An 18,683-nucleotide genomic window follows, 5' to 3' on the forward strand; every position below is an offset into this window, starting at 1 on the left:
TTTAGGCTCTCAGCTTTTCGCACGTATCGCTTTGTTCTATGCTCTTTTACATATTCATGCGTAAAGCTTCGGCAGGGTTTAGTTTAAGTGCTTTTATAGCAGGATAAATAGCAGCCAAAATTCCTGTAATAAATACCATGACTACCACGTCAACTACGTTTTTAACTAATAATACAGGGTAAATGATAGAATCGTAACCCATGGCTCCAAAACCTTCGGATACGCTGGAGATATCAATGCCAGAATTAGCAAAAATAAGGGTAACAGCAATACCCATAGCAATACCTACTAATCCGCCTATGAGCGATAAAAAAACGGTTTCTACCATAATCATTTTAAATACCTTGGCTTTATTCATGCCAATGGACATCAACATTCCTAACTCTTTTGTGCGTTCTAATACAGCCATAAGCATGGTGTTAATAATGCCGAATATGAGCGCCAATAAAATAATAATCATAAATATGTACATAGAGATGTCTAAGCTTGATTCAAGCATTGAAACCTGGGGAAGAAGTTCTCGCCATTCTTTCACATCTAAATCTACGTATTGGGCTTTAAGTTCATGCTGCTTAATTGGCACATAATCGGAGTGACTTAATAGAACGGCTACCTCATGTCCTGCTTTTATATCTGCTCCATATAACTGATTTAAGTCCTCGGTTCGTACAAAAACAGTGGAGTTGTCGTATACATTATTAGATGTTTCGTAAATGCCTGCAATACGAAACGAAGCGCCTGAAATATATCCCGAAGCATCGGCAAAAGAAATAACCAGCTTTGAACGAACTTTTAATTTCAGTTTTTCAGCCAGCTTTTTTCCAATGACCACGGGGTTACGTGAAATACCCTCGAAATAAGCTCCGTCAATTATCTTGTCGTGCAGGTTAGTTATATTTTGTTCCTTTTCAGGATTAACACCCAGTACTTTTACACCTGTTGAAGTGGTGGGCGATTGAATCATTCCTTGCACTATAAATCGATAGCAAGTGGCTTTTACCGAATCTTCCGATTCAATGGCCAATGCTATTTGTTCTGCATCTTTAATAAATGCTTTTTCTTCAGGGTTTTCAAGGTATCCTTTACGGTGAAGCTGAATGTGAGAAGCTTCGGTTGAAATGGCAGAATCAATTCTTTGCAAGGCCATTCCGTTATAAAAGGAATAGTTGAAAACACCTGTAAATATACCTAGGGCTATGGCAAAAAGTATCACCAAACTTCTGGTTTTACTTCTCCAAACATTTCGCCACGAAACAGATAGTATCATTTTTATATTTTTAAAGTATCCAATGTTGATTTTAAGACCTAAGTGATTTTGTAACTTTTAGGCGCATTATTTTAGTGATAGGGTAGATGGAGACCAGTATGGTAATTCCAATGACCACTAAAATTTGTCCACCAAAAACCATGGAGTCAGCACCAAAATAAATGGCAGGTTCCATACCAAATTCTTCGTAAACAGATGCTACCTCGCCTCCTAGTGGAATAGGTTTATGAACTAGCCAAATGACCAAGGGTAGGCTGACTAAAAATCCAGTAACAATACCTGTAATGCCAATCAGAACAGTTTCATAAAATAGTACTCGGGCAAGTTTGAGCTTATTCATGCCAATAGCCACCATAACGCCCAATTCTTTTCTTCGTTCTGCTATCATCATAATAACAGTAGAAAACACACCAAAGCCAATGAGTATGTACAATATCCCTTTCATAATAATGCCTTGGCCTTTGTCGCCTTCTATCATTTGTTTGGTAACAGGGTCCATTTCGTCCCAGGTCATAATAGAATATTTTTCACCTAATTTATCTACTAAATTATCCTTGGCGGGATAAACTTTGTCATAATCATCCACGGTTAAAACTAGACTGGTTGCCATATCTGGAGCAGAGAAAAAGAGCTGAGCTTGCTCTAGCGTGATATAAGTGCCAAAATTGTTTAACGCAGGAAATGGGAATTCTAAAATTCCTGCAACGGGGAAAAGTCCACTAGCACTATAGCCGTGGTGGCCTTGACTAATGAGCGCCACCGTATCGCCTACCTCAACATTTAAGTTGCGCGCCAGGTTTACGGCTATTAGTATGCCGTCATCCTTGGTGTTTAAATACCTTCCTTTACTAACCCATTTTTTTAGTCCGGTCAGTTCGTTTTCTTCCTCAGGCTTTATGCCAATGAGCATTCCTCCTTTCGTATTCTCTCCGTACGACATTAAGGCAAAGGACTCAATTCTAGGAACTATCAATTCAATATGCTCGCTTTCTTTTACCTTATTTATCAACGAATCATCGGGGATAATTAGGTCGTCAATGGATTTACTTTCCCAATAATTAGGATGGTGAATTTGCACATAACCAGAGTAAAAACTCACCACATTATCTATCATTTTAGAGTAGGTGCCATTTTGCATCGAACTCATTAATGTACATAGTATTACGCCAAAAAAGATGGATGCAACGGTAATAAACGTTCTACGCCTATTGCGCCATATATTTCGCCATGCTAACTTAAGCTCTGTAGCTGCCATAATATTATTGTATTCAGGTTTTTATCGGATTTTTTTAATGTTTTGTTGAGAGAAGAAATTATCCTCAATATCAGGGTTGAATTCTATACTTTCGATATTTACAATGGTTCTTTGGTCTGGTTTGTCAGCAGGTATAATTTCAAACTGAGTAGGCAATACTCTTCCGCTTAAGGTTTTTATATTATGCCCTAATTCTGTTTTAATCAGAAAATCGTCTTCATCGTAATATTCTTGTTTTAGCAAAAGACTTTCTTCTTTCGAAATCCATAAAATAACTTTGCCCCATGCTACGGAAGCCTCTTCAAAAGGAATAGACTCTATTTTGTAACATTCTAAATTTTCAACAGTTTCTTCCCCAAGCATTTTGTGGGTATAATCTTTTACAATGGAAGCCTGGTTCATGGCATCATCGTTGGTGTAGTCCGAGCCCATCCAACCTTGCGACATCATGGAAGGTGGCAATTTTATCATACGCGAAATTTTAGGATTCCAATTCCACATTTCTCTATCGCGTTTTAAGAATGCCTGCCCTTTTTCGCGTGCTGGGCCGGTTACCAATGTGATGGAATACTTGGTACCTTTGGTCCAGCTTTTAAAAGATAGGCTGCGTTCGTATGTAGGCCGCTTAATAATCATCGACATTTCTGAGATACTTGATTTTTCTCCCAATCTTTTGTCGTTGGCTTTTTGTACTATTTCAGCAGCAGTTTGTGCACCAATGTTTAGTGTTATTAAGCTTAACATAGATACAAAAACTAAATTCAATATTGTTTTTCTTGTAAGCATAGCTGTGGTAATTTATGTTGATATTATTTATTAATAAATATGCGATGTATCTTCTTTTTAACAGCTTCTAAGGGGAAGTTTTCAGGGTCAAGAATAAAGTGCAGTCCTACACCATCCATCATGGCTGCAAAAAAGCGAACCTCTGCCACAGGGTCTTCATAACCGTTATTGGTAAAATAGGTCATGGCAGTGGCCATAAAAGGTTCTACTGTTTTTTCAAATTCTTCACCAATGATATTAAAAACTTCGGGTTGTAGTAGTACCATAAAATACATTCGCCAAAACGGAATGTTACTTTCTAATTGGTTAAAGGAGCTATCAATAAATAAATGAAGTTCACTTTCGTTCAGCTGTCCATTTTTATCTGGGTCAAAGTCCGTTGTCAACTGATTAAAGCCATGTAGCATAATGCTTGATATCAGCTCTTCTTTGCTGGCAAAGTAATTATACATAAGCCCTTTTGAAATTCCTGCTGTTTTGGCAATGGTAGCAATAGAGGCATTTGAAAAACCTTTTTCTGCAATTACCTCAAGTGCTACATTCATTATTTGTAATTTACGCTCTTGCCTAATTTTCTCGTTCTGACTATCGTTTCTCGGTGACATAATTTTAAAATGACTAAACGTTCAGTCAAAAATATTAAATGTATTTTTAAAAAGCAACAGTTTCTTGCGATAAATTTTGATCATGTACATTCGTGTTATTTTTACTGTAAAAAGCATACGTATTAGATATGTTATGTTAATATATATATTTGTGATGCTGAGGAGTGTAGGTTAGAATATTAGGTAAAATAATTTATTAAATTATACGTTTTAAGTGTTAGATATATAATAGTATATATAGATGTTCTATGTATGTGTGGTAATTAACTTATACCGTATTTAGCTTCTTTAGTAACTATTTTGATAGCAACACGTATTAATTATTATCATCTATGAATAATTGAATTATAATTAAGTAATTAAAGTACTCAATTAATAATGAATAATATTTGTTAATTATATAGAAAGTAAGTCGTTGCATAGAATGCATTACGAATATTAACATAAAAATAATTGTACAACTATAAAATATTAGTATTTTGCAAAAAAGTATTCGATGAACCTAGACATAAAAATGCAGCAGGCCCATAGCATCAACGAGGTTTATGATTTGTTATCAGAATATCTACAATCAATACTTGAAAGTTCTATTTGTATTCTCATTCAATTAGACGAAAAAAGAGACGAAGCTTTTGTTTATGATATTATTGGCCTGTCTCAATCATTATTAGTAAAATCTATTAAAACGTTTGGCTTAAATCCAATTGGTAAACGTTTTAAGAATACTAAACATGGACGTGAAAATTTCTATCACACCAATCATTTAGAAAGTTTTAAAGGGAGTCTTTTTGAATTTAGTGAAGGTGTTTTTCCACAATGGGTTTGTAAAACCATTGAAAATATATTTAGGCTAGATAATATTTATACCATAGGTTTAAATCATGAAAATGTTTTAATAGGTAGCGTTTTTATTTTTCCAAGAGGATTAGATAAGATAAAATTTTCGGAGCTTGAGCAAACTGTGCCTTTGTTTTCAAGACGGATGAAAGAAATTTTAGATTTATATAATTATAATATAACGGGTGGTACAGTTAAAGAAAAATTTACTACATCTATTATAAATAATTTAAGTCACGAAATACGAACTCCTTTAAACGGAATTGTTGGACTGATGGATGCTGGTTTACGCATGCTAAACTCCAACCCAGATACACAAGAGTTGAGTTCAGCGATATGGGAAAATTCAAACGAGCTTACCAATAAGCTGGATAACCTTTTGTTGTTGGCTGATTTTGAGTCTAATTCTGTCATTCTAAAGAAGAAGAGTTACTCTTTGGAGCAAGTCTACTCTTGTTTACAAGGAGTTGCAAATCAATTAGAAAGTTTATTTAAATATAGGTCTATTGAGCTTAAGTTAGATGATGATTGTAAGCATAATTCAACAACCATTGAATTGGATATTGAAATATTTAAAATTGCTATTATTGAGTTGATCAAGAACGCCTTAAAATATTCAAGTTCTGAGGTGATTATAAAAATGAAATTTCATCATGCATTATTAATTGAAGTAGTAGACTTTGGAGTTGGTATGTCTAATCATGAAATGAGATCCTACTATGATTTTGATATTAACCATAAGTTGCTTCTTCACAAAAGTAATGGACTAGGAATTGGCGTTAGTTTGGTTAAACTAATTTCTAGAAAACATGATTGGAAACTTCGTATTGATTCTGAATTAGGTAGAGGAACATCGGTTCAAATAGTTTTTGATCATATAATCAAACCTTCTTTTAATTAGTATATATACTTCTTCTTGATATGCGATATCGCCCATTTGGGCGCTTGTTCTTTAAAAGTATGAAACAGTATTTTATCATTCGTAAAGAAAATTCAATCTAGTTATATAGCTTAAAACTAAGATGATGTGTTTGGCTAAGTTGCTAGTGCAATTTTAAGTTTTGAGTGTTGGCACAAGACTTGGTTTTATTTCATCAGTTGAAACCGTTTAAATACTTTACTGATGAAAACACATAAAACTAATCTGAGGTTACGTACCTTATTCTCACTAATTGTTGTTTCTGTTTGTACTTGCTTACTGGCACAAAGAAACAATCAGGATAAAAACAAGTCCCCTTATTTTATCGTTGTTTCTGAAAATGGCGATAAGGAACAATTTCCTTTAAAATCTACCAATGTAAGTGTGGATATTTCTGGTGTTATAGCTGACGTTCATGTAAAACAAGTATATGCAAATACAGGTGAACAGACCATCGAGGCTATTTACGTTTTTCCTGCTTCTACAAAAGCCGCAGTTTACGATATGGTAATGAAAGTGGATGACAGAGTAATACGAGCTGTTATTGAGGAGAAAGGTTTGGCTCGAAAAAAATACAATTCCGCTAAAAAGAAAGGTAAAACGGCTTCCTTACTGGAAGAAGAAAGACCCAATGTTTTTAAAATGAATGTGGCCAATATAACGCCAGGTGCTAGGGTGGAAGTTGATTTGTATTACACCGAATTGTTAGTTCCAACAGAAAAAGTCTATGAGTTTGTTTACCCAACAGTCGTTGGTCCAAGATATTCTTCTGGATCATCTGAGGAGGAGTGGGTAGTTAATCCATATCTCAAGGAAGGAACTTCACAAGCACCAACTATTGATATTGAAGTTTCTTTAAATACAGGAATGCCAATTCAACATATGCAATGTGTTACTCACAAAAATAATATTCAGTATTCCGATAAAAGCAAAGCTCAACTTAAGTTGATTGATTCTTACGGTGGAAATAGAGATTTTATTTTAAGATATGGACTAGCAGGTAATTACATAGAATCGGGAGTACTTACTTATCAAGATCCGTCTGGTGAAAACTATTTTTTAGCTATGATGCAAGCTCCTGAGCAAGTAAAAACAGATTTAATTCCTGCTCGGGAGTATGTTTTTATTGTAGATGTTTCCGGTTCTATGTCTGGTTTTCCGTTGGATATATCTAAGAATATAATGCGTAAAGTTTTGGAACAGCTAGAGCCAAGCGATTTGTTTAATATTGTGTTTTTTGCTGGAGGATCAGAGCTTTATTCATCAGAATCTTTGCCTGCTAATTCGCACAATATTCAAAGTGCTATTGAGTATATGAATAATATTGATGGTAGTGGAGGAACAGAGTTGTTATCAGCATTAAAAAATGCAATGAAACTCAATAACAATCCTAATTATGCACGCTCTTTTATTATTCTTACGGATGGTTATGTTACTGTAGAAGCGCAAACTTTTGATTATATCCGTAGTAATTTGGGGATAGCCAATTTCTTTTCGTTTGGAATTGGGTCAAGTGTAAATAGACACATTATTGAAGGTATGGCTCATGTTGGGTATGGAGAAGCCTTTGTAGCAGAGAATATAGCCGTAGCAAATCAAGTAGCTAATCGCTTTGTTAAATATGTTTCTAATCCTGTATTAACTAATATTCAATACAAATTTGAAGGATTTGAGGTTTATGATGTTTTACCTACTCAAATCCCTGATTTATTTGCTAACCGACCATTGGTAATTGCGGGCAAATATAAAGGTGAGGCAAATGGTAAGTTGACTATTAAAGGCATTAATGGACAAAAGGAATATTTACAAACTATAAATATAAATGCAAAAAGCAAACAACATGGTAAAGCCTTAAAATATTTATGGGCCAGAGAGAAAATACGATTACTTTCCGATTATAATAACTTGAGTTATCAAAAGACCGAAAAAGAAGAAATTGTTGCTTTAAGTAAAAAGTATAATCTGCTTACAGAATATACATCTTTCTTGGCTATTGATAATCATGTTTCTAATGTAAGCGGAACGATCGGAACCATTAGACAACCTGTAACATCTCCTAAAGGTGTTAACCCATATCCTATAACTCGAAAATTGAGTATTGTAGAAGATGATATAGAACTTTGTGAAGAGTTGGAGTTTGATTGTGAATCTGAAGAAGATGTAATTATCGAATTTAACTTAGAGGAGGATGAGAAAGAAGCTGAAACGATTCCATTTTTCCTAATTGAGACTAATGCAGAATTTCCAGGAGGTGTGGAAGCCTTAAAGCAATTTATAGCATCTAATTTAAAATATCCACCAATTGCAGCAGAAAGTGGTATTCAAGGAAGGGTTTATGTAACATTTACGGTGGATGTAGATGGAAGTATAAAGGATGTGAAAGTAGTTAGAGGTATTTGTCCTTCAGTTGACGCAGAAGCTATCAGGATAGTAAAATCAATGCCCAAATGGAAACCAGGCAAGCAAAGAGGTAGAAGTGTGCCTATGAGTTATACTGTGCCCATAAATTTTAAGTTAGAGTAGGATAGACAGAACAGAGAAGAAGGTTTGTTTAATGACTATTGTTTTATTTAAATTATATAGAGATGAAAAATATATTGATTATTTTACTAATTCTGCCAACCATCATATTGTCGCAAAAGAAAGAGGATATTCGTTTGGTTTCAGTCGAAGGAGAATTTAAAACTAAAGAAGTGCCTGAAGATATTCAAGTGAACCTGCATATCACTGAAAAGGATATGAAGTACAATATCTGTTTTGAGAAGGCGGTTGAAACACGAAAAAAACTAAAGGCAGTTTTTATCGCAAATGGTATTTCAGAGAAAGCGGTTAAAACAAACTCTTTTAATGTTTCTGAAGATTATAATTGGGAAAATAATAAGCGGAAAAAGAATGGATATAGTGCAAATTTATCCATGGTAATTGAGGAAGAGTATACACCCGAATTTGCCAACCAATTACTAAAGAGTTTTCAAAACTATTCTGTTGAAGTAAATTATAATTTTAGATTTATATTATCTGAGACTCAAAAGGAAAAATTACGAGATTTGGCTATTAAAGGAGCTATTAAAGATGCAAAGCAAAAAGCGATTGTAATAGCTGAAGCCGCAGATATTGATCTGGTGCAGATTCATCAAATTAATTATAGTAAAAACTATATATTTCCACATTCATTTGATTTAATGGAAGAAATGGAATGTGATACTCCACCCATCAAAGACTCGTATTATAACAATGGCGATTTGAAGTTTAATCCACAGGCTATTTCTGTTGTTCAAACCGTAAATATAAAGTGGAGCATTGATAGGTAGATATAGTTAATAGGGTGTTGAGTATGATATACTGAAAGTCTCTTTATAAAAACCTTAATAGGTAAAGTAGGATATAAAAAATATATGTCAAAAAATCATATATTTAGAATGATAGATCTAGCTTTTTAGGGAGTTATATTTTACAAATTAAAAATTTAGTATTGACATTGGAGTGAGAATATAGGATATTAGGGTCTTTTAATATGAACTTAATAATAACCTTATGAATTTGATTGAAAGTTTTAACGTGCCTCGTTTGAAAAAAATGTTTAGTTTAAAATATATTCTGTTTATTTTGGCGCTTTTTTCTGGAATTGTTGGTTATACATATTTAATCAACTATATACCTAATGGTAAAAATGTTTTTACAATAAACTGGCAATCTTCCGAACGCTTAAATTTTTACTCAGGAACAAATGGAGGATTTTACATAAAAATTGGACAATTACTCCAAAATAAATCTAAACTAAGAAGGTACAATGTTAGGGTAAGCAATGTAACAACCGAAGGCAGTCCCGATAATCTTCGTTCTGTATTACGTAAAACTAAGTCCATTGGCATAGTACAAATAGATGATGCAAAAAATATAATAGAAAATTATGATTTTGTGAACGTAATTAGTCCACTCTATCTTGAAAGAGTTCATATTTTATATAATTGTTCATTGTTAAAAAATGAGGCTGATAAGAAGAAGGTAATAACTATAGGTAGTTATGATTCAAATACTATGTTACTTAAGTTTTTGAATAAGGCAAAAATACATAGGCCTCCAGTGGGAAGTAGCGCTTATTTCGTTGCAGAGCATATGCTTAAATATATTAAAAATATAAAGAAAGGAGGTCAAGAAATAGACATCACGTTAGATTTTTATGAGGCAGAAAAAGATACGCGTAACTTCGAAGAAAGGCTTGAATTATTAAAGGATGGAAAAATACATCTTGATTTTTTCACTGCAGGAGCTCCCCTAAATAGCATAACTAGGGCTCTTAAGGATCCGAATATTAAACTAATGAGTATATCACCTATATTTATAAATGATGTTATTAAAAGTTCGAACCTGGATATAGTGCAATGCGATTTTAATGGGTTGTATGAAGACCAAGGAAAAAACATAAGTACTTATGGATCCTATGCCACCTTAATAGCTTCTAAAGATGTTGATAATTCAACAGCCCTGGAGGTGTTAAAAATATTAGATGAACACAAATCATCCATTCCAGAAGCTCAGTTAGCTAAAAATTTTCAGTTAGACGAAATTCCATTTTACGAAAACTACAGAATAGCCCATACGGAAGAAAAAATGAGTAAACTAAAAAACCTGTTGTTGTTTATATCTAGTGTGGCAGTCAGCACTTTTTTAGTGTATTTTTTCATTTTTAATTTAATCTCGTCATACTATAAATCAACCTTAACTAAACGTTTAATAGAACTGGATAATGCATTTCTAATGAATCAGCCTTCCGCACTAAAAAAGGAGGATATTATACAGTTTGATGATAGTTATGTGAAAGTAAACGAAACGGTTAAGGCTATATTTAAGGTGGATGAAGTAAATCTGGATATTAAAAAATACTATGAACGTAGCAGGTTAAATGATACTGGTTTTAGGAGTTTGATAGAACAGTCAAATGCTCTAAAAGAAGAGTTTAATCATGTACTAGAGAAGTTTGTATTGTTAATTCCAGAAGAAAAATTTAAACAAGAATTAAGACCTGCCATGCAAAAACTATTGGATTATGGGGTTCCTAACATGGGGTTATATCAAAGAATTATTAAATGGATAGAATAGTTTAGTTAGAGTTTTTAACTGAGTCTACATTTAAATATGGACTCACCTTTGAAAAATATAATGGTGAGTCCTTAGCTTACAAGTTTTATGTAAAATTGTTTTTTATGGCTTCAGAAAGCCTCCTTATTCCTTCTTGAATCTCTTCGGGAGTTGAACACGAAAAGTTTAAGCGAAAAGTATTGGAATCTTGTTTGCCAATATAAAAAGGCACGCCAGGTACAAAAGCAACGTTTTGTTTGATGGCTTCATGGAATAGTTTCATGGCCGAGAAATGAGAGGGCATGTTTACCCAGCAAAACATGCCTCCTTGAGGTTTGGTGAAGCTAGCCTCAGAAGGAAAATGTTCTTCCATGGCTTGTATCATCACTTCTGATTGACTTTTATAGGCTTTGATAATTTTCTTGATATGATTTTCAAGTTCGTATTCAGATAAAAAAGAACTGATGATACGCTGCGAAAAGATATCGGAATGTAAGTCGGCTGCTTGTTTGGCAGTAACAAGCTTTTCATAGTAATGTTGATTAGGTGCTACTATCCAGCCAATTCTGAAACCTGGAGCCACCGTTTTAGAAAAAGTACCTAACATAAAGGTGTGCTCCGGTGCGTAATAATATAAGCTATGATGTGCTTTTTCGCCAAAACGGATAGAGCCATATGGATCATCTTCTATAATTAAGACATTGTGTTTGGTAATAAGTTCGGCCACTTCAGCTCTTCTTTGTTCCGTATAGCTAATGCCAGATGGATTCTGGAAGTTAGGTACTAAATATGCCAGTTTAATGTTTTTCTGAATTAGTGTTTCTTCTAGTAAAAAAGGGTTTAAGCCTTGGTTAGTTAAAGGAACTGGGTAAAATTCTGGCTCATACATCGACATAGCTTGAATGGCACCCAAATAGGCTGGTTCTTCTATTAATACCCGATCTCCTTTATCGATAAATACCTTTCCTATCAAATCTAAAGCTTGTTGCGAACCTGTTGTAATTAATACTTGATTAGGAGATACCTTTAATCCTTGCTTTTTGTAGTTGGCACAGATTTGCTCTCGCAAAGCAGGCAGTCCCTCGGTGGTGCTATACTGCAAGGCTTGGTGTCCTTCTTGTTCAAGTACTTTCTGCGTGCATGCTTTAATCTCCTCAATAGGAAAAAAGTCTTTATTGGGCAGTCCACCTGCAAACGAAATAATTTCAGGTTTGTTCGTAACGCTTAATATGTCGCGTATAAAGGACCTAGGTACTTGATTAATGCGTTGACTAAAGGCGGCTTGGATCATGTTTTCTGTCTGATTCATCATGGTGAAAGTTTGTGTAAATAAAAAAAGCCCTGTGAAAAGAAGATTCCACAGGGCTTAAGGTTAAAAAATAAGATATACGGTGCCTATGGAGTTCGATTACCGACCACCACGACTAGTTGAAGAATGTTATTTTGTAATTTAAAATCCATAAAAAAACCCTACCGAAAATTCGATAGGGTGAATATATTTTATACACGACAATACCGAAAGTCAGTTATGTTTTTTAACGACCTCCAGAATGACTCTTGTGTATGTTTTTCTTGTTTTCATTATCGATACAAATATATAAATTTGTTCGTAAGTTCCAATTAACGAGGTTCAATGAGTTGTAATTCTGCTTTTAGGATTATTATTAGAATCAGAAATCTATTGAGTTTAATAACGCACATCTTGTAAATAAACCTAATGACTAGTATCTAAAAACTAAGAACTGTAATATATTTGCAGCACCAATATATTACACTAATAAAAATTAACATGTTACAAGTAAACGAGTATTTTGATGGGCAAGTAAAGTCTATCGCGGTAGATAATAGTAAAGGAAAAGCAACAGCTGGTGTTATTGCTCCGGGTGAGTTTGAGTTTGGGACTGCAACAGTTGAATATATGACTATTACGCATGGAGAAATGGAGGTTTTACTTCCTGAAACAACGGAATGGAAGCTATATTCACAAGGAGAAACCTTTAAAGTAGAAAAAGGTGTTTCTTTTAAGGTAAAAGTATCAGAACCAGTGAGCTACTTGTGTAAATACGAATAGGGATATCATATTCAGATACAAAATGGTCAGCCTATTACGGGTTGGCCTTTTTTGTTATACATTGTTAAGAGCTGGTTTTCGTTACAATAATTACTTTTTAATTATTTACATTTGTTTTAAAGCAAACATATCCTTATTAAGATACTTATGGGAACAAATAATAATAAAGCAGGCTTTGGGACAGCCCCCGTTTTTTTTACCGCCATATCTACAATTCTTGGAGCCATCCTTTTTTTAAGGTTTGGAATGGCAGTTGGTACCTTGGGGTTTTGGGGTGCTATAGGTATCATTGTTTTGGGGCACCTAATAACCATTCCTACAGCTATGGCTATTTCCGAAATAGCTACTAACAAGCGTGTAGAGGGAGGTGGAGAGTATTTTATTATTTCCCGTTCGTTTGGATTAAATATTGGGGCAACCATTGGATTGGCTTTATATTTTTCTCAAACCATTAGTGTAGCATTTTATGTAATAGCTTTTACCGAAGCCTTTGAACCGCTGTTTAATTGGTTGTTACAATCGTTCGATGTTGTACTTCCTCGTCAAGCCATTAGTGTACCAACCCTGTTGCTTTTAGCTGTCATTATTTTAAAGAAGGGGTCTGCTATGGGAGTAAAGACCTTATATATTGTAGTGGCTATTTTATTTGTTTCGCTGGCTATGTTTTTTGCAGGGCAGCCTAGCAGTATAGAAGAGGTGGATTACAGTCGTAATTTCATATTTTCCAATAGAGGTCAGTTCTTTGTTTGGTTTGCTATTTGTTTCCCTGCCTTTACGGGTATGACTGCGGGTGTTGGTTTAAGTGGCGATTTAAGGGATGCTAAAAAGTCAATTCCACGTGGTACCTTATGGGGAACGCTAGCAGGAATGATTATTTATGTGTTTATCGTATATAAATTCTCCATTTCATCCTCTCCAGAAGAAATGACTGCTAGTCAATTATCTATGGCTAATATTGCTATTTGGGGTAGTATTATTATTCCGCTAGGATTAGGTGCTTCTACAGTTTCTTCGGCCATTGGGTCTGTTTTGGTTGCTCCCAGAACCCTGCAAGCATTGGCTATTGATAAAAGTCTGCCAGGTAGAAAAGTAAACCTTTGGTTAGCAAAAGGAAAAGGAGATAATAAAGAGCCCTATAATGCTACTTTTATTACTCTGATCATTGCTATGTTTTTTGTGTTACTGGGTGAGGTGAATTTTGTGGCGCAAATCATCTCCATGTTTTTTATGATTACCTATGGCTCTTTATGTTTGATATCTTTCTTGAATCATTTTGGAGCTTCTCCATCGTATCGTCCTCAGTTTAAATCACATTGGTTAATCTCTTTGGTGGGATTCATTCTTTCCATATGGGTGATGTTTAAAATTAATGCAATTTACACCGTATTGGCGTATGCTTTAATCACTGTTATATATATTTATCTGAATTATTTACATAAGGATAGAGGTGGATTGCAGAAAATATTTGTGGGTGCCTTGTTTCAGCTAAGCAGGCGCGTGCAATTATACCTTCAAAAGAACCGAACTAAACATCCTGATGAGGAGCAATGGCGTCCTTCAGCTATTTGTATTTCAGCCAATTCTTTTAATCATCAAAAAATATTTAGTTTGATGAAATGGATTTCGTACAAGCATGGGTTTGGAACGTATTTTCATTTTATCAAGGGATATTATTCCAAAGCCAATAGGTTAGAAGCTGAAAAAATAGTTCGTGATATGATTGAAGAGCATCACGATGAAGAAAGCAGCTTGTATGTAGATAGCATGATTTCTCCTTCGTATACTACCGCCATTGCTCAGGCTATTCAATCGCCTAGTATTAGTGGTATGGAGAACAATATGATTATCTTCGAATACCGTAGAAGTGAGCCCGAGGCTATTAATGATGTACTAGATAATATTAGTCTTACCCAGGCAGGAAATTATGATGTTTGTGTTTTTGCAGATGCCAATAAAAATACTTTTTTTAAGAATGGTATTCATATTTGGATTAGGCATATTGATGTGACCAATGCTAACTTAATGATTCTTTTAGGCTTTATTCTTCAAGCACATCCCGATTGGAAAAAAGGCTATGTAAAAATATTTAGTGTGTGTGATGAAAACGAGATTGCATCTACCAAACAGAAGCTAAAAGAACTGGTTCAGGAAGGTAGATTACCTATCACATTATCTAATATTGAAATATTACCCTTAAAAGAAAAAGCCTCGATTAAAACATTGGTACTGGAGCATTCTGTTAATGCTGGTTTAACTATTATAGGTTTTAGAGAAGAGCAAATAAAACATGCTGGAGCTTCTATTTTTGATGGTTACAACGAAATGGGAGATATTTTATTTGTCAACGCCAATAGCGAAAAGAATATTGAGTAAGCAGTAATTGTTATTCCACCTTTATTGCTTTTCTTATCATACTAATCCAGCTAGGACTAAGTAGTAAAGTTAAAGCGATGGTGCTAATAATAATCTGGTAAGCATAATCTTCTATAATACCTGCTTTATAACCTATGGAACCCAGTATAAAGCTGAATTCGCCAACCTGCGAAAGTAATGCGGCGGCATACAGGCTGGTTTTTTTGTCCACCTTAAAAATACGCATCACAATATAATTGATAAAACTATTGATAAGGAAAACGAAAACAACTAAGGTTCCTATGGTGAGTAGGTTTTCTTTAATAAAATTCAGGTTTATCAGCATGCCTACGGATACAAAGAACAAGGCCACAAACATCACTTTAAAGGCGGATAGACTATCGTGTACCCATTTAGTAGATCTGGTAGAGGAAATGATGATTCCTGCCACAAAGGCACCCAGTGCAGCTGATAACTCAAGGTAAGCCGTGAGCACGGAAAAACCAAAACAGAGTGTAAAGGCTACAAAAACCTGCGTTTCGTGGTCTTTGTAAATCTTCACCCTAAAGGGAAGTTTAATTTCTTTGTTTTTAATGATATAGGCTATAATACCCACAATAATAATTCCGCCTATAATCTGTTTAATAACCTCAGAGCTGCTTGGAGTTTCTCCTCCTAAGTATCCTAATATTATTAACATGGGTACTATCAGTACATCTTGGGCCAGTAATATTCCTAATACATTTTGCCCAGCTTTGGTGTTTAGTTCATCTCTATCTTGCAATAGCTTAATTATTACTGCGGTACTACTAATGCTGGTTACAAAACCAAACATCACTACTTGGTTAATCTTCCAATTAAAATAATACCCTAGTAACCAAATAAACACTATACTAATACATACCTGAATCAAAGTTCCTATTACAGAAATCCGCCAATTGGCAATTAGGTCGGGCAGGTGTATTTCCATACCAATAAAAAACAGTAGCAAAACCAAACCTAAGGAGCCTAAGTTGGTAATGAGTATTTCGTCGTTGATTAATCCTAAGCCTAAGGGGCCAACCACTACGCCCACAATAATATAGGTTACAATTGATGGTTGATTAAATAACCTCAAAACAAAACCCGCTACTATAATGATTGCCGATAATATGACAAACTCAGAAACTATGGGATCTACATGAACTGAAGTTAAATGCATATGTAATGTTTAAACTGTTGTACTACTTAGCCAATATAAAATAATTATAACATAAAAGCTGAATAAAATAAGTGCTATTTTTTCAGGAATAAAGAAATAGCTAGATGGTGTGAATGTGAAATATCTATTAGCATCAGTTTTTCTGTTGTATCAGGAGAAACCTAAAGGGTTTATTTAAGGATGAATGCCTTGTGACTAGCATAGGGGGTGTTTAATATTATACAAGGGTGATAAAATAACTGTATAGAACTTGAATAGAGTATTCTATTGAAATAGATATGCTTATTCTTTGAAAAAGATAGAATATCCTACATATTGTAATGTATTTTGTATACAGAATATTGTATGGCATGAATTAGTTTTATAGTAATAATAGTTAGTCCGTAAAAAAATGAAAAATCAACATGTAATAATATTGTTAATATGCCTTTTTATGGCACCATTAAGTTATGGTAAAATAAAGGTTTTGGATGCTCCACAAACAGGAAAAACCATCAGTGTAGTTCAATGGGAAGTAAACGACTTGGTGTATAAAATCAAGAAGAATATTAAAGACCCTTTTAATAAAGAAGTCTATGCTATTGTTACAGGTGAGGATGGTACACAAAAAATACCTATGTTTTTTAATGGTGATAAAGAATGGGTGTTTCGTTTTTCTAGTTCTACTGTAGGTGAAAAGTCATTTGTAATAGAGTCGGAGATAAAAGAATTAAATGGAAAGAAAGGGAAGTTTGTTATTACAGAAAACAAGAAAGAAGGTCGACATGGCGGTATTGTTTTAAACGAAGAACAACCCAATCGTTTTTATTACGAAGACGGTTCGCATTATTTTAACTTGGCTTTTGAGTGCGATTGGTTGTTTGCTCTGGATTACGGACAAGATGAAATTTCTAAAACGGAGCATTTATTATCGCTGATAGGCGAAAATGGTTTTAACCAAGTGGTGATGAATGTGTATGCCTACGATGTGGATACCAACTGGGTACAGGATAAGCTATTGGCAGAACACCCAGAACATAACTTTGGCGGTAGAGAAGATATTTTTCCGTTTTTAGGCTCTAATGCCAAGCCTGATTATAGTGCTTTAAACGTTGACTTTTTTAAACACTTTGATAAAGTAATATCCGAAATGCACGATAAGGACATAGTAAGTCATTTAATGATTTATGTATGGAATAAACTAGTTAATTGGCCCGAGCCAGGTTCTGCGGCCGACGATATGTATTTTGAATACGTGGTTAAACGTTATCAGGCATTTCCTAATATTATGTGGGATGTATCTAAAGAAGCAGTCTCGAAAATTGCCTTGGAAAAGTTCGATAATATTGGGGAGCATATTCGTAACAGATGTATTGATACCCGCAAACTGGATGCTTATAATCGTTTGGTTTCTGTTCATGATCATGGCTTTTGCAAAAATAATATGGATGTGGTTGATTTTGTATCTATCCAGGATTGGAAATTATCTATTCATACGCAAATGTTAAATGCATACAAAAGGTATCAAGATAAACCTGTATTTAATATTGAACATGGAGGTTATGAAGAATCACCTTACGATGTTTTTCCTGGTGGTTACTCAAATGCCGAGGCTTGCCTACGTAGAAATTACTTGTGTTTATTTGCCGGAACCTATACCACTTATTATTGGCAAGGTGCTGCATGGACGGCTTTAATATATAATCCGTTTGAGCAAAGTGCAGAGTTTAAGAAACCACACTTTGAGTACTTTAAATATATGCGCGAGTTGTTCGATAAGGTTGCATACGATAAGTTTGTTCCGGTTACTAAGTACAACGTACGTTCTTATAACCTAACCAACTACGAAGATGGAATTCTACTTCAGTATATGCCTAAAGAAGTACACTCAGATGATATTAAAAGACATTTAGATAAAGAGTTTGATTGGGCAAATGCTACCCAACAGTGGTTTAATACCATTACCGGAGAATACACAGAAGAGAAAAAACTGGAATTTCCACATAAATATGGCTTTTGGGATTGGCGCCCGTGGCGCAATGAAGCGGATGCCATTATGATTATTAAAAATCTGAAGAAGAAGTAGGTGTATCGGACAATGGTCATAGATCAGGGTAATTGCATTTAGCATTAAAAAACCACCTCCCCACTCATTCTTCGCGGTACTCCTCTTTGAAAAGAAGGAGAGCTTGATTTACATGACTTTTAATGATTTAAGATACGAGTTCAATTGGATGCTACACTGAGTTTGAAGATCTGTTAAACTTTTTTTGAATACCAATAGGCGTCCTAAATGATTTATTTTAATGTTCTGAAAGTCTTGTATCGTGTC

General features: G+C 34.4%; 13 protein-coding genes. 7 read left to right on the plus strand and 6 right to left on the minus strand.

The features are described from left to right. Positions 1-46: 46 nt before the first annotated feature. From A8L32_RS12430 to A8L32_RS12445, 4 genes are read right to left on the minus strand one after another with little or no spacing between them, the layout of a single operon-like run. On the minus strand, positions 47-1,267 hold the full coding sequence (locus A8L32_RS12430) for an ABC transporter permease (protein ID WP_083631308.1): 1,221 nt from the start codon (positions 1,265-1,267) through the stop codon (positions 47-49). Positions 1,268-1,298: 31 nt separating this feature from the next. Then, positions 1,299-2,522, minus strand: a complete 1,224-nt coding sequence (locus tag A8L32_RS12435; RefSeq protein WP_075590679.1) for an ABC transporter permease — start codon at positions 2,520-2,522, stop codon at positions 1,299-1,301. Between the two features lie 21 nt (positions 2,523-2,543). Continuing rightward, positions 2,544-3,308: an outer membrane lipoprotein-sorting protein gene (locus A8L32_RS12440; RefSeq protein ID WP_075590680.1), complete on the minus strand. Its 765-nt coding sequence runs from the start codon at positions 3,306-3,308 to the stop codon at positions 2,544-2,546. Between the two features lie 23 nt (positions 3,309-3,331). Continuing rightward, positions 3,332-3,913, minus strand: coding sequence for a TetR/AcrR family transcriptional regulator (locus A8L32_RS12445; RefSeq protein ID WP_075590681.1), 582 nt, complete (start codon positions 3,911-3,913; stop codon positions 3,332-3,334). Positions 3,914-4,409: 496 nt separating this feature from the next. Here A8L32_RS12445 and A8L32_RS12450 point away from each other — a divergent pair, with 496 nt between their 5' ends. The 4 genes from A8L32_RS12450 (at position 4,410) to A8L32_RS12465 (ending at position 10,769) form a co-directional block, all read left to right on the plus strand. Continuing rightward, positions 4,410-5,651, plus strand: a complete 1,242-nt coding sequence (locus tag A8L32_RS12450; RefSeq protein ID WP_075590682.1) for a sensor histidine kinase — start codon at positions 4,410-4,412, stop codon at positions 5,649-5,651. 222 nt (positions 5,652-5,873) lie between these two features. After that, the gene (locus A8L32_RS12455; protein WP_143525090.1) at positions 5,874-8,192 is read left to right on the plus strand and encodes a TonB family protein; all 2,319 of its coding nucleotides are present in this window, start codon (positions 5,874-5,876) and stop codon (positions 8,190-8,192) included. Between the two features lie 62 nt (positions 8,193-8,254). Then, positions 8,255-8,980 (plus strand): SIMPL domain-containing protein, encoded by a 726-nt coding sequence (locus tag A8L32_RS12460; RefSeq protein WP_075590683.1) that lies wholly within the window; start codon positions 8,255-8,257, stop codon positions 8,978-8,980. Positions 8,981-9,203: 223 nt separating this feature from the next. Beyond that, complete coding sequence (locus A8L32_RS12465) at positions 9,204-10,769, plus strand: TAXI family TRAP transporter solute-binding subunit (protein WP_075590684.1); 1,566 nt, start codon at positions 9,204-9,206, stop codon at positions 10,767-10,769. Between the two features lie 85 nt (positions 10,770-10,854). Here the strand turns inward: A8L32_RS12465 and A8L32_RS12470 are convergent, their stop codons facing one another. After that, entirely contained in the window at positions 10,855-12,060 is a 1,206-nt protein-coding gene (locus tag A8L32_RS12470) for an aminotransferase-like domain-containing protein (RefSeq protein WP_198931772.1), read from the minus strand. Between the two features lie 477 nt (positions 12,061-12,537). Between A8L32_RS12470 and ppnP the strand changes: the two genes are divergently transcribed. Together ppnP and A8L32_RS12480 are read left to right on the plus strand one after the other, a co-directional pair. Then, on the plus strand, positions 12,538-12,819 hold the full coding sequence (gene ppnP / locus A8L32_RS12475; RefSeq protein ID WP_075590686.1) for a pyrimidine/purine nucleoside phosphorylase: 282 nt from the start codon (positions 12,538-12,540) through the stop codon (positions 12,817-12,819). 147 nt (positions 12,820-12,966) lie between these two features. Beyond that, positions 12,967-15,192 carry an amino acid permease gene (locus A8L32_RS12480; protein ID WP_075590687.1) on the plus strand — a complete coding sequence of 742 codons (2,226 nt, stop codon included), beginning with the start codon at positions 12,967-12,969 and terminating at the stop codon, positions 15,190-15,192. A 10-nt stretch (positions 15,193-15,202) separates the two neighbouring features. Here the strand turns inward: A8L32_RS12480 and A8L32_RS12485 are convergent, their stop codons facing one another. Next, positions 15,203-16,372 (minus strand): cation:proton antiporter, encoded by a 1,170-nt coding sequence (locus A8L32_RS12485; RefSeq protein WP_075590688.1) that lies wholly within the window; start codon positions 16,370-16,372, stop codon positions 15,203-15,205. Positions 16,373-16,805: 433 nt separating this feature from the next. Between A8L32_RS12485 and A8L32_RS12490 the strand changes: the two genes are divergently transcribed. Then, the gene (locus A8L32_RS12490; protein ID WP_075590689.1) at positions 16,806-18,437 is read left to right on the plus strand and encodes an apiosidase-like domain-containing protein; all 1,632 of its coding nucleotides are present in this window, start codon (positions 16,806-16,808) and stop codon (positions 18,435-18,437) included. The last annotated feature ends 246 nt before the right edge of the window (positions 18,438-18,683 follow it).

This window comes from Labilibacter marinus (genome assembly GCF_001659685.2).
GTDB lineage: Bacteria > Bacteroidota > Bacteroidia > Bacteroidales > Marinilabiliaceae > Saccharicrinis > Saccharicrinis marinus.

Excerpts from the sequence above, each read along its gene's own strand:
- A8L32_RS12470 (WP_198931772.1), bottom strand. The coding sequence starts at position 12,060 with ATGATGAATCAGACAGAAAACATGATCCAAGCCGCCTTTAGTCAACGC.
- A8L32_RS12450 (WP_075590682.1), top strand. The coding sequence starts at position 4,410 with ATGAACCTAGACATAAAAATGCAGCAGGCCCATAGCATCAACGAGGTT.
- A8L32_RS12430 (WP_083631308.1), bottom strand. The coding sequence starts at position 1,267 with ATGATACTATCTGTTTCGTGGCGAAATGTTTGGAGAAGTAAAACCAGA.
- A8L32_RS12440 (WP_075590680.1), bottom strand. The coding sequence starts at position 3,308 with ATGCTTACAAGAAAAACAATATTGAATTTAGTTTTTGTATCTATGTTA.
- A8L32_RS12485 (WP_075590688.1), bottom strand. The coding sequence starts at position 16,372 with ATGCATTTAACTTCAGTTCATGTAGATCCCATAGTTTCTGAGTTTGTC.
- A8L32_RS12445 (WP_075590681.1), bottom strand. The coding sequence starts at position 3,913 with ATGTCACCGAGAAACGATAGTCAGAACGAGAAAATTAGGCAAGAGCGT.
- A8L32_RS12455 (WP_143525090.1), top strand. The coding sequence starts at position 5,874 with ATGAAAACACATAAAACTAATCTGAGGTTACGTACCTTATTCTCACTA.
- A8L32_RS12490 (WP_075590689.1), top strand. The coding sequence starts at position 16,806 with ATGGCACCATTAAGTTATGGTAAAATAAAGGTTTTGGATGCTCCACAA.
- A8L32_RS12480 (WP_075590687.1), top strand. The coding sequence starts at position 12,967 with ATGGGAACAAATAATAATAAAGCAGGCTTTGGGACAGCCCCCGTTTTT.
- A8L32_RS12435 (WP_075590679.1), bottom strand. The coding sequence starts at position 2,522 with ATGGCAGCTACAGAGCTTAAGTTAGCATGGCGAAATATATGGCGCAAT.
- A8L32_RS12460 (WP_075590683.1), top strand. The coding sequence starts at position 8,255 with ATGAAAAATATATTGATTATTTTACTAATTCTGCCAACCATCATATTG.
- A8L32_RS12465 (WP_075590684.1), top strand. The coding sequence starts at position 9,204 with ATGAATTTGATTGAAAGTTTTAACGTGCCTCGTTTGAAAAAAATGTTT.
- ppnP (WP_075590686.1), top strand. The coding sequence starts at position 12,538 with ATGTTACAAGTAAACGAGTATTTTGATGGGCAAGTAAAGTCTATCGCG.